Source organism: Psychrobacillus sp. NPDC058041 (assembly GCF_042885655.1).
Classification (GTDB): domain Bacteria; phylum Bacillota; class Bacilli; order Bacillales_A; family Planococcaceae; genus Psychrobacillus.
Genome location: NZ_JBHVRO010000001.1, coordinates 293525 through 306011, shown reverse-complemented (window position 1 = coordinate 306011; position 12487 = coordinate 293525). Strand labels below are relative to the sequence as shown.

9 protein-coding genes and 1 pseudogene are annotated in these 12487 nt (G+C 35.1%); all 10 read right to left on the bottom strand.

The window, feature by feature from the left end:
- Nucleotides 1-86: 86 nt before the first annotated feature.
- Nucleotides 87-782 (bottom strand): annotated as a pseudogene (gene mraY / locus ACFVR1_RS01385) (phospho-N-acetylmuramoyl-pentapeptide-transferase); the annotation flags it as partial.
- A gap of 50 nt (nt 783-832) precedes the next feature.
- Nucleotides 833-2710, bottom strand: coding sequence for a stage V sporulation protein D (locus ACFVR1_RS01380; protein WP_387579365.1), 1878 nt, complete (start codon nt 2708-2710; stop codon nt 833-835).
- Between the two features lie 89 nt (nt 2711-2799).
- A complete protein-coding gene (locus ACFVR1_RS01375; protein ID WP_387579362.1) occupies nt 2800-4962 on the bottom strand; it encodes a penicillin-binding transpeptidase domain-containing protein in 2163 nt (720 codons plus the stop codon).
- Between the two features lie 35 nt (nt 4963-4997).
- Nucleotides 4998-5366 carry a cell division protein FtsL gene (gene ftsL / locus ACFVR1_RS01370; RefSeq protein ID WP_387579360.1) on the bottom strand — a complete coding sequence of 123 codons (369 nt, stop codon included), beginning with the start codon at nt 5364-5366 and terminating at the stop codon, nt 4998-5000.
- Nucleotides 5367-6317 carry a 16S rRNA (cytosine(1402)-N(4))-methyltransferase RsmH gene (gene rsmH, locus ACFVR1_RS01365; RefSeq protein ID WP_387579358.1) on the bottom strand — a complete coding sequence of 317 codons (951 nt, stop codon included), beginning with the start codon at nt 6315-6317 and terminating at the stop codon, nt 5367-5369.
- Between the two features lie 116 nt (nt 6318-6433).
- A complete protein-coding gene (gene mraZ / locus ACFVR1_RS01360; protein ID WP_387579355.1) occupies nt 6434-6865 on the bottom strand; it encodes a division/cell wall cluster transcriptional repressor MraZ in 432 nt (143 codons plus the stop codon).
- Nucleotides 6866-7069: 204 nt separating this feature from the next.
- Complete coding sequence (gene bshC / locus ACFVR1_RS01355) at nt 7070-8686, bottom strand: bacillithiol biosynthesis cysteine-adding enzyme BshC (RefSeq protein WP_387579353.1); 1617 nt, start codon at nt 8684-8686, stop codon at nt 7070-7072.
- A 175-nt stretch (nt 8687-8861) separates the two neighbouring features.
- Nucleotides 8862-9248: a DUF3397 domain-containing protein gene (locus tag ACFVR1_RS01350; protein WP_387579351.1), complete on the bottom strand. Its 387-nt coding sequence runs from the start codon at nt 9246-9248 to the stop codon at nt 8862-8864.
- Nucleotides 9232-10122 (bottom strand): ketopantoate reductase family protein, encoded by an 891-nt coding sequence (locus ACFVR1_RS01345; RefSeq protein ID WP_387579348.1) that lies wholly within the window; start codon nt 10120-10122, stop codon nt 9232-9234. Before ACFVR1_RS01345 ends, ACFVR1_RS01350 begins: the two co-directional genes overlap by 17 nt.
- Before the next feature lie 753 nt (nt 10123-10875).
- Nucleotides 10876-12417, bottom strand: a complete 1542-nt coding sequence (locus ACFVR1_RS01340) for an acyl-CoA carboxylase subunit beta (protein ID WP_387579944.1) — start codon at nt 12415-12417, stop codon at nt 10876-10878.
- Nucleotides 12418-12487 lie beyond the last annotated feature (70 nt).

The following is a 12487-nucleotide window of genomic DNA, read 5'->3' as shown; positions in this document are numbered from 1 at the left end:
GGTTCATAAGCAAGTGCAATAACACCAAAAGTAGCAAAAGAAACAGATGCAGTTCCAGACACTAGACCTAGTGGAACATATCTTCACGTGTCACCCATAAAAACTTTTGCAGGGTTTTTATTGAATAACAAAAATCCTAAAAGTGCACCTGAAACACTAAAAGCAAAAATTGCAATATCTGTTTGTTCATAAGCAAGTGCAATAACACCAAAAGTAGCAAAAGAAACAGATGCAGTTCCAGACACTAGACCATCTAATCCATCCGATAAATTTACTGCATTTGAAAATCCAACCAACCAAAATATAAGAAAAGCTACATAAAATTGGCCAAGTGATATTACTATTTTTGTAAAAGGAATGGCAAGCGTTGTATCAAATGGTCCGAGCTTTAACAAAAAATAAGCAATTACAGAAATAATAATTTGGCCAATCAATTTTTGTTTAGAATTTAAACCTAAATTTCTCTTTAATACAACTTTAATGAAATCATCTAAAAATCCGATTAGTCCAAAGCCTACTAAAATAATAAGTAGTACAATCGTTTGTGTCGTTAACTTATCGAAGAAAAATGATATCGCTAAGGTTGATATAATAATAGATAGTAAAAATATGAGTCCGCCCATTGTTGGCGTTCCAGCTTTTTTTTGATGAGATTCTGGCCCTTCCTCTCTTATACTTTGACCAAATTTCATTCTTCTTAAATACGGAATAACAATTGGTGCAAGAATAACAGACAATAAAAAGCTTAAAATAATTGTAATAATAGTTGTAGATAATGTCATAAAAAATCTCCTTAATTGCAATCAACTATCGATAAATGAACTATAGTTAATTATTTTGTGTAGACATGTATTTTCCCATCAATTGGAATCAAACTATTTTCTTTTGGTAATTGAGAAAGTATTTCATCTCCGTCACCATGCCAAACAATTTGAAATGAGTACATGTACTCGGTTATTTCTTTTTTCTTCGTTCCTACTAAGTTTGGTACACGAACTTGTTGGATATCCCCCCAACGATATTCTTTTTCTAGTTGAGTTCCACCACCAGTTACATCTAATGAATCTTCAATTATTTGCCCAACAATAGGGGCTGCTATAACTCCTCCAAATTGAGAACTATGTTTAGGATTATCAATCGCTACATATACGATTAACTCTGGATCATCTGCTGGAGCAAAACCGATAAAGGAAACAATATACTCTCCGTCCATATATCTCCCGTTTTGCACTTTTTGTGCAGTTCCAGTTTTACCACCTATGCGCAACTGGTCTCTATAAGCATTCCGACCTGATCCTTCCGCAACTACATGTTCGAGTGCATCTCGAACCTTTGCTGACGTTTCTTCACTAATTACTTGATGCTTTAGTTCAGGTTCAGAACTTGATAAAACTTCATTTGTTTCACCATCTAAAATGTTTTTAACAATAAATGGTTTATATAAATAACCTCCATTTACCGCAGCTGCAACCGCCTGCACTTGCTGGATCGGTGTAACAGAAATACCTTGACCAAATGATGTAGTAGCATGTTCAACTGGACCGTATCTTTCTTTACTAAATAAAATACCCGTTGATTCTCCAGCCATACCCGATCCTGTCGACTGACCGAATCCAAATTTACGTATGTAATCCTGAAGCTTTTCTGGACCTACTCTTCTTCCTAATTCTATAAATCCTGGATTACATGAATTTTCTACAACTTCTAAAAATGTTTGATCACCATGACCTTCTCTTTTCCAACAACGAAGGCGTGCCCCTTCTACCATCGTGTATCCAGGATCATAAAAATGATCTTCTTCCAAATCGACTACATTTTCCTCAATTGCAGCACTTAAAGTAATAATTTTAAATGTAGAACCAGGTTCAAAAGTCATCCAAACTGGTAAATTACGATTATAAATTGTAGAGTCCACTTCTTGATACGAGGATGGATCGAAATTTGGTGTGGAAGAAAGCGCAAGTATTTCACCATTCTTAGGATTCATCACAATTGCAATAGCCTGAGTTGCTTCGTATTTTTTCATTGCTTGTGAAAGTTCTCTTTCTACTACCTCTTGAATTTTCAAATCAATAGTTAGTTGGACGTGATTTCCTGAAACACCGTTTTTTAAACCATCATCTACATGAGGAAGAGGCACCCCTTTAGCATCAGTGTACATTCGAATTGCGGAGGATTTCCCCTTTAGTATAGAATCGTATTGGTATTCAATCCCCGCAAGACCTTGTGTATCATATCCTGTGAACCCAAGCAATCTAGAAAGCATATTTCCATATGGATAGTTTCGTACATAATCGACACCTGAATATAAACCTTTAATATTCATATCTTGAATTTCCATTGCAAGTTCAGCAGAAATATTTTTTCCAGCTGGTGCAATTTTTATGATAGAAGCCCTTTTATTGAGTTGTTCAAATAATGCTTCTTTTTCCATATTAATCAGAGGTGCAATTTGTTCTGCCACTTTCTCCGGATCATCATTTTGGGAAGGCATGTAAAATAATGTTGGCGAAAGCTTATTTCCAACAATCACTTCCCCATTTCTGTCCAAAATATTACCTCGAAGTGATGCATAAGGTAACTCCCGATCCCAGCTTTCTTTTGCTTTCCTTGTCAATTCGTCAAATTGAAAAAATTGAAGCTGAATTAATTTCAATATTACTGCTAAAAATAGCAATATGGTAATTATCCAAATAACTCGCAGACGCATTATCTGTTTTAATTTTGAAATTACATTTTCTCCTTTTAGTCGTTTTAGATAACGTATGAGAAAATGACACTAACTATTCTATCACTAATTTAGTCTTGTGAAGAGATTTCCATATTTTGCTTTACTTCGGACTGAGTTTCTAATTCCTTTGGCGTCGATAAATGAACGACAACAGGGGTAGTATCTGAAACAGCAGATCCAGCTGTGAGACTTTGACTTGTCACAAAACCCTCACCAACAATTTCAATTGGAACTTTTGATAGTGATTTGTATATCATAAGATTTCGCTTAGACCACCCAGAAAAGTTTGGTAACTGAATTTCCCCATCGCCCTTAACAAATACAGTACCACTTGCTAACATGGAAGTTCCTTCAGCAGGGAATTGTTCTCTAACTTGCTCCTCTTGCCCAATTATAACAGTTTTTAAACCTTGAGACTCTAGCAAACTCTGACTTTCTATTACATTTTTACCAACTACATTTGGCATTTTAATCGGAGATGCAAGCTCTAAATTCTCAGGCTGAATATTTAAGTATTTCAAACTATTTTCAACAACAGATTTAAATATGTCTGAAGTAGGTTCAGACCCCACTTCCGTGCCTTCCAATTGTGGTTTATGAACTGCCACATACACGATTAATTTTGGGTCTTCCACAGGCGCCATACCTAAGAAAGAATATAAAAAGAAATTACTTCCCCAATAATATCCACCACCAGGTTTGGCTATTTGCGCAGTTCCAGTTTTCCCAGCAGTTGTATATTCATTTAACTTAAATCGCTTTGCTGTACCATGTTCAGACGTTACTGTACTTGCTAGTATTTCTTTAACTTGATCTGCCGTTTTTGCTGAAATTGGAGATTTCTTTTCCGTAGGTTTGTGATCAGTTATTACCTCTCCAGTGTTTGGATTGACAATTTTATCGATAACATACGGTTGCATCATTTTTCCTTTGTTTGCAATGGCAGTCATACCTTGTATTAGTTGTACTGGTGTAACTGTCGTCCCTTGACCATAAGTAGTAGTTACTCTGTTAATTGGATACTGATCACTTACAGTACCGCTGGCTTCATTCGGCAAGTCAATGCCCGTTTTTTCACCAAAACCAAATCGATGGATATATTCTATAAATGTTTCGTCACCGATTCTATTTAATAAGTATGCCATTGATACGTTAGAAGATCGCTGAAATCCTTCTAAAAAGGTTATCGTTCCCCATCCATACACATTATGATCTCGAATCGTTCTATCATAAACAGTATATGAACCAGATTTATATGTTGCATTCGGTTCCCATACTCCTTCTTCAATAGCAGATGCCAATGTGAAAATTTTCATCGTTGACCCAGGTTCAATAGTTTGCTCTATCGCTTCATTTAACCAGTTTGTTGAAAGACCATCTCTTGTATTAGGTTCAAATGTTGGTCTTTGAGACATCGCAAGAATCTCACCTGTTTTTGGATTCGCAACTATCGCAGTTATCTTTTCAGGATTGTATTTTTCTTGAGCTTTATTTAGCGCATCCTCAAGAAAATTTTGAATCGTTTTATCAATCGTTAAATAGATCGTGTCTCCGTCCTGAGGTTTCGTGATCATTTTTTCTGCATTTGGTAATAAAAATCCTTTCGTATCACCCTTGAATTCGACTTTTCCTGGCGTTCCAGTTAATTCTTTATCATAAATATATTCAAGCCCCATCTTTCCAACTGCAACCGTTTTCCCATCGTCTTTCTCTTCTTTTAAAGCGAAGCCAATTAGATGGGAAGCAAACTGACCATTTGGATATAGTCTTTTCATGTCTTGAATAAAAATAATACCCGGAAGTTTATAATCTTTTATTTCTGTCATTTTTTTATAACTAATATCTCGTCCAGATTTCCCAAATTCTACTTGATACTTTCCGTCTTTTATATTTTTATTGAGTAAATCAACAATTTCTTGTTCTGACATATCAATATACTTGGATAATACTTGCGCAGTTTTTTCTGGATCGATTACATGGCGGGGAGTATTACTATTATTAGTAGCTTTAGGACTAATAACTGCAATCATTTTGTAGCTTAGTGTATCTTCTACAATTACTTCTCCATTACGATCCACTATTTTTCCCCTATTTGCTTGTATCAATTGTTCTCTATTATACTTTGATTCTGCTCTCGCTGATAAAACTTGCCCATCCGCAGTCCCTGTTACTTGTATAAATACAAATCGACCTAGTAATAGAAAAAAGAGCCCTCCATATAGTAAAAACATTAGAAAGGCTCCCCATTGAAAACGAAATTTTTTATTCATTGTCCTGGTACTACCTTTACGTTTTGCTCATTTAATTTCAAACCGAGCTCTTCCGCCTTTTTCCAAATACGATCATAGGTAGATAATTCGCTTACTTGTATGGACAAGTCTGTATTCTCTTTTGAAGTATTATCGATTTGTTTTTCCATGAGTTGTATATCCGCACTTGTTGTACGAACGGCAGCCTGTGTTTGAATAATAAATATCGCTAATATTGTTACTACAGATAATAAACCGAGAAATAGAATTTTTTCACCTTTTGTTAATAATTTTTTATGTTGTTTTGCCTGCTTCTTTATTTGTGGTTGTTCAGGAAAAGAAGGGCGACTTATGTATGTTTGTGACTGGTGTTTACGTAAAGCCATTTAGACACTTCCCTTTTCATAAATTTTTTCCACAATTCTTAATTTAGCTGACCTAGAACGGTTATTTACTTCTAATTCTTCTTCTGAAGGTAATATTGGTTTTCGTGTTATTAGTTTCAAAGTTGGTTCCATACCTGCCGGAATAATTGGTAAGTTTGGTGGTAAATCAGGTAATGAAGCAGCTTCTTTAAAAATAGTTTTTGTTAATCTATCCTCAAGAGAATGGAATGTAATAACACTAATTCTTCCACCCACTTTTATTACCTTAATAGCATCTTCGATAGAATCTTCTGCTGCTCCTAATTCATCATTTACAGCAATTCTTATCGCCTGAAAAATTCGTTTGGCAGGATGTCCACCTGTTCTTCTAGCTGCGGCAGGAATTCCAGCTTTTATTAAATCCACTAGTTGAAATGTTGTTTCAATTGGAGCTATTTCTCTAGCCTGTTCTATTTTTCGAGCAACTTGCTTTGAAAACTTTTCTTCTCCGTACCGAAAAAAGATTTTCACAAGCTTTTCATATGGCCATTCGTTTAGCACATGATAGGCAGTCAACTCGCTCGTTTGATCCATCCTCATATCGAGCGGAGCATCATAGTTGTAACTAAAACCACGCTCTGGTGTATCAAGCTGAGGTGAAGAAACACCTAAATCATACAAAACACCATCTACTTGGTAAATTCCAATATTCGCAAGTTCTTCTTTTAGATAACGAAAGTTTGCATGAATAAATGTCACTTTATCCAGATAAGGAGCTAATCTTTTCTTAGCATTTTCAATAGCAGTCATATCTTGATCAAAGCATATTAACCTGCCGTTATCATCTAACTGCTTTACTAAGTATTCACTATGTCCCGCACCACCAAGTGTACAGTCCACATAAATACCATTTGGACGAACGGCAAGTCCATCTACCGTTTCTTTTAATAATACCGTTGTGTGATGAAACAAGCCTTTTTCCTCCTCTTTTCTAATTCGCTTTAGCTAATTTTGAGTCTAGATTGTTATAGAGCTAGCTCCGTCTGAGGCTATAACTTTATCTCCAGTCTTAATTTCCCAGAATTAAGTTAAATATCAAAACCAATCATATTTTCAGCAATATCATTGAAGGAATCCTCGGACTCTTCAAAGTAATTCTCCCATGCATCTTTAGCCCATATTTCTAGACGATTTGAAACGCCAAGAATGATACATTCTTTATCCATCTTTGCATAACTACGGAGATTACTTGGGATATTAATACGACCTTGTTTGTCAATTTCAACTTCCGTTGCACCTGAAAAGAAAAATCGAGTAAATGCTCGGGCATCTTTTTTAGTAACTGGAAGTTCTTTTAATTTTTCTTCGAGTTTTCGCCATTCATTCATAGGATAACCAAATAAACAATTATCAAGACCACGTGTTAAAACAAAGCAATCTTCTAAATGCTCCCGAAATTTGGAAGGTATGATTAACCGGCCTTTCGGATCAACGTTATGTTGATACTCACCCATGAACATGCTACTCACCCCACTTTATGAGATTAACATACCACATCGCCCCACTTTCCTCCACTCATTTTTAAAATTTAGTCATTTTATTTTTTAAAATGCGTAAATAGTACTTGTTGAGATAACTGAAAAGAAGAAAATAAAAAAAAAAACTGTGTAAAATCAAGATATTTTACCCATATAAAAAGCCTCCAAGTATTGGAGGCTTAAAAACTAAATTAACACTATATGATGTTTTCCGTTAAATTCAAATGGTATCTCTAAAAGATCTTTGATAAGATTCACACCAACCTCATTTAATAGCTGAAGTGGGGAATAAGTTCTTTCTTGTAATCCACCATTCGGCATCATTTCCATATTCAATCGATCGTAACGATGAATAGAAGCATCAATCTTTCCAAGGAATGTATCCTCAATTGCATTCTGGATAAAAATTAATTGTTTTTCGTGATAGCCCAAATTTTTATTTATTAATGGAACTAACTTTAAATCTTCATTTTGAAGAAGTTTCTCAAGTTCTTTGTACTTGTCGGATAATTCTTGCTTAATAGTACCTATAAGCTCAGGTATTTTTTCACTTCTATGCTCATTAATAGATTGTTGTTTAGCTGTTTCTACTTTCCCTTCCCATACATCTGGTACGGAAAAAGAAAACTTTTCCAACAAGTTTTGGGTTTTCGAATTCACAATGGTTATACTTAATCTCGGCATTATAACAGGCATTTTCATGTTAAAGAGCTCAAATGCTGATTTTAAGGTGCCCCAATAAGCAATTTCTCCAGGTCCACCGATAAAACTTAAAACAGGGAAGACCATTTCTTGCATAATAGGTCTAGTTACGACATTATTACTTAACTTTTCTGGATAATTATTAGCGAGATCTATCATTTCTTCTTCTGAAAAAGATATTCCTTTTGCTTCATGGACAAAATCCCCATTTTTTCTTTCAAGCAAAAATCTTTCCCCATTTTCTACATAAAATAAATTAGCCGCACTTTCTTTTGTTTGAATTGGCGTACCAAATCCCTTTTGTTCAAATGCCACTTCATTTTCAAACACAACCTTTGCGAGTTGTGAAGAATTCTTCACCAAAAGTTGAAAATATTCACTTTCTAGTTTTCGAAAAGGTTCATATGCTGCGTCTATTAATAGTAAACCTTCCTCTTGGAAAAGATAGTTCATTAACGCTGCAAAAAAATCACTGTACGTTAAATTACTTTCTAACAGTAATGTTACCTTTTGGAATAATTCTTTTGTGTTTAATGTTTCTGGCAAGCTTTGAAATAATTCCTCTAAGTAAGAGTTCATAATTTCTTTATCTAAAGTAGTTTGAGAAGCCATTTTTTTAATTCTGGATACTTCAGGATATACAAATTTTTGAAGTCTTCTTCCTCTTTCTATGTACACATGATTTATCTCGTCTATATCATGGTCTTCTCCTGCTATCCAAAATACTGGAATTACAGGCACTCCAAGAATTTCTCTTTGTTGCTTGGCTAAAGTAATAACTGAAATTGCTTTATGAATGGAATACAGCGGACCCGATATTAATCCCGCTTGTTGTCCACCAATAATTACAATTCCGTTATCTTTCAATTCCTCTAAATGCATATTGCTTTTTTCAGATATTCCAAATTGACCCATATAACTACTTAAAACCTTAACAAGATCACTTCTTTTATGCTTATTAAAATCAGTTTCCCGTAGCCTATTATTTAATGCCTTTTGATTCCATTCATAATGAAAGAAAGAAGACAAACTAGCTGGATCTTCTAAATATTTCTTATAAAATGAGGAAGCGAATGGTTGTGTGTATTGCTCTACTCGCACGATTTTTCCACCTCTAATTATTAAATTCACCTTGGCTTATATATTCTGTTTCATCCTATAAAGCTACACAGAAAACGACTTCGCACTAGGCTTAAACTTTTGCAGAAAACAAACACTGCAAGATTGTTTAATTACCTTATGAGTATATCACTTCGATGTACCCTGTTAAAAATTATTAGCTTACATATTTTAATACATATTGGAAAACACCGATAAACAAAATCAACGCATATGTTACGCATAATAATATAAATAACAATCTCCATATTTTCCGAAGGAGAGGCATGACTTCGATTTCTTTTTGATTTCTCCAATCTAAATATGTAAATATAGTTGCTATTAGCAGAGAGATAATGATCATCAGCAAAAATATACTTTTTGAAAATACAATAGAAAATGCATTAGATACAGAGAAAAATAATAAAAAAGTAGTCACATCCGCTGCAACACCGAATGATTTTTTTCTTTTACTTAATATGTATTTCGATATTATAAAGGTTAAGATAAATAGAATTACAGGAAATAATATAATAAAGGAAAATATTTTAGTAATCGTGATCACCTACTTTGTTCATTTCTTTTAACATTAAGTAGAAAGTGTGCAACACAGACAATACCCTATTTCGTTTTTTCGCTTCGTCAATTACCGCACCGACAATTGTATCAATTTCCATTAAACGACCATTCTCATAATCCGTGAGCATAGAAGAACGATTATATTCCGTATTTTTACAAAGTTCTACAACCTCCTCCCAAGATAGTAGCTCTCTCCAATCCTCGAATGCCCCCATTAATTCTTCATACATATTTTTCAAAATAATCCTATAGGAGTCATTTTTTATTAATACTCCATTTTCAACTTGAGTGATTGTAGTTAAAGGATTTATCAAACAATTAAGCAAAGCTTTTTTAAAAAGGATAACTTGAATGTTAGTAGTAAAAATAATAGGAAACTTGTTAGAAGAACAGTGTATTAAAGAGTCTACTTCATCCCAGACACCTCTATGAATCCCGATAGTTGTTATCCCAACTCCTAGATGACGAACAGTATACTGATTTACTTTTGTAGCACCGTGCAATACAGAACCAATTAAGATGGTCGATTGCTTTAATTGATCAGCAAAAGGTACATGGAGTAAGCCGTTCTGTACAAATAAAAGTGGTATGCTTTTTGGGAGTAAATCTAATTCATTTTTTAATTGGTTTAAATGATGATACTTCACTGCGATAATAATCAAATCGACTTCATACAATTCTTCTATTTTAGTTACTTGATTACAAACAATACGTTCAGGAACGTTCGGTTCTTTTTCTATGTATAAATTTTCTGTTTTATTATTCTTTCGTACATAAAATAATATGTCATTTTTCTCATCCGCTAAATATGCACCAAAAAGCATTCCAATTGCTCCAGCACCTATAATCCCAATTTTCAATTTCCCCACCTCAACTTTCTTGTTGTAAAAAAGCGCAATCGCCCTTTAAGAGCATCTTGGCTTCACCGTTATCAGAGTGCTTTGGACAAAGCATTGGCTACACTATTACAACGGGAATTTTGGATCGTGAAGTGACTACGTCACTTCACGATCCATTTTCTCGGTAATCTTGTGGCGGATGTTTGTCCGTCGCCCTCTTGGAATTTGTGAGGACATGATGCATTTGGTTTGGATAATTAGAGAAAATTTACTTCCTTACTCTTTTAAAAGCTTCCGAAGATACCATTTCGGAAGCTCTTCACTTCTATATCGGTAAATACTACCTATTTTTTCTCTGATTCCGCTTGCCATATTGATAAACAAAGAAAAGTACCAGCTCATTATTTTTATCAAGCATATTGCCTTTCTAATTAGGACTGTTGATTGGGTCAAAAGGCGGCGACTCTTAGGAGATTAGCAAGCAAATCAAGATCCTGTACTGAGCATTCAATTGTTTAAAGGCTAAGAGCGCCACATCGTGTGGCAACGCCTTTGTGATCAACGTCGTGTTGGCCCGAAGCGGCTTGATGCTTGCCCCCTAGAAAGCGTCCGCCTGGAGCGGAGATCAACCTGTACTTTATATACTGGATTCTTTGCACACAAAAATTAATATAATTTTTTGTCTTTTTAAAAAGGCCTACCATATTGGTAGACCTTTTTTTATTAAATTACTAGAGAATTTAACCTAATCTATTGCTGAAAAGGTTATTTTTATTAAACAGGAAGCACTGGATGTTTTCGAGGTGCCACCGCAATTTCTTTATTTTCGTAGTATCTAAAACGATTAGCAAGTTCGTTACGTAAATCACTTGGCGCAACAATTTCATCGATAATCATTTCAGAAGCAAGTTTATAAATATCAATTTCTTCTTTATATTCGGCATGCTTTTCTTGCACAAACTTTAACCGTTCTTTTGGATCTTCGATTGCTTCAATTTTATTGGAGTATACAGCATTAACTGCTGCTTCTGGACCCATAACAGCAATTTGTGCAGTAGGTAACGCGATACATACATCCGGTTCAAATGCTGGACCTGCCATTGCATATAACCCTGCTCCATACGCTTTACGCACAATAACAGAGATTTTTGGAACTGTTGCAGAACTCATGGCAGCAATTAGTTTCGCACCATGTCGAATAATTCCAGCACGTTCTACCTTAGTTCCAATCATAAACCCAGGGACATCTGCTAAAAATAGTAATGGAATGGAAAATGCATCACAAAGGGATATAAATTTCGCAGATTTATCTGCTGAATCTACAAAAAGTACTCCACCCTTTGCTTTTGGTTGGTTTGCAATAATACCAACTGCTTGTCCTTCGATTCGAGCAAACCCTGTAATTAACTCTGGTGCGAATAACTTTTTCACATCAAAGAAAGAGCCTTCGTCAATTAGGGCATCTATCGCTTCATACATATCAAATGGTGCATTTTGATTTTCCGGAATAATAGCCTCTAGCGTTCTTCCTTCTTTTATTGCTTTAGGTTCTACTTTTTTAGGTTTTTCTGTGTAGTTCGACGGGAAATAACTTAAGTATCGTTTAGCTTCATAAATTGCTTCTTCTTCCGAAGTTGCTAGGACATCCCCACATCCACTTACAGTACAGTGCATGCGAGCTCCACCCATTTCTTCTAACGTCACTTTTTCGCCAATAACCTTTTCAGCCATCCGCGGTGAACCTAAATACATTGATGCATTACCTTCTACCATTATAACTAAGTCACAAAAAGCCGGTATGTATGCTCCGCCTGCTGCAGATGGTCCAAATAACAAACAAATTTGCGGGATAAAACCAGAAAGTCTTACTTGGTTATGAAATATTTTTCCTGCTCCTCTACGATTAGGAAACATATCTAATTGATCTGTTATACGAGCACCTGCCGAATCTACTAAATACAACATCGGCACTCTATTTTTTTCAGCTATTTCTTGGATTCGAATAATTTTCTCAACAGTGCGTGATCCCCATGAACCAGCCTTTACCGTTGAGTCGTTTGCCATAACACAAACTGTTTGTCCGTTCACTTTTCCAGTAGCAGTAACAACACCATCTGCTGGTAAATCACCAGCTTCTACATTAGCAAAACGGCCATCTTCTATATATTCCCCATTGTCAAAAAGTAAAGCTAAACGATCACGAACAAATAATTTCTTTTGTTCTTTCATTTTTTCATGGTATTTAGAATGCCCACCAGCAAAAATGGACGTCAGCTTTTCTTCTAATCGTTCATTATACACCTTATTTTCTCCCACTTTGAATACCCCTCGACCATAAACTTTATCATTTGCGACAACACCCTCAAATGGTGGATAAGTCCAGCCC

Excerpts from the sequence above, each read along its gene's own strand:
- mraZ (WP_387579355.1), bottom strand. The coding sequence starts at position 6,865 with ATGTTCATGGGTGAGTATCAACATAACGTTGATCCGAAAGGCCGGTTA.
- ACFVR1_RS01380 (WP_387579365.1), bottom strand. The coding sequence starts at position 2,710 with ATGCGTCTGCGAGTTATTTGGATAATTACCATATTGCTATTTTTAGCA.
- ftsL (WP_387579360.1), bottom strand. The coding sequence starts at position 5,366 with ATGGCTTTACGTAAACACCAGTCACAAACATACATAAGTCGCCCTTCT.
- ACFVR1_RS01375 (WP_387579362.1), bottom strand. The coding sequence starts at position 4,962 with ATGTTTTTACTATATGGAGGGCTCTTTTTTCTATTACTAGGTCGATTT.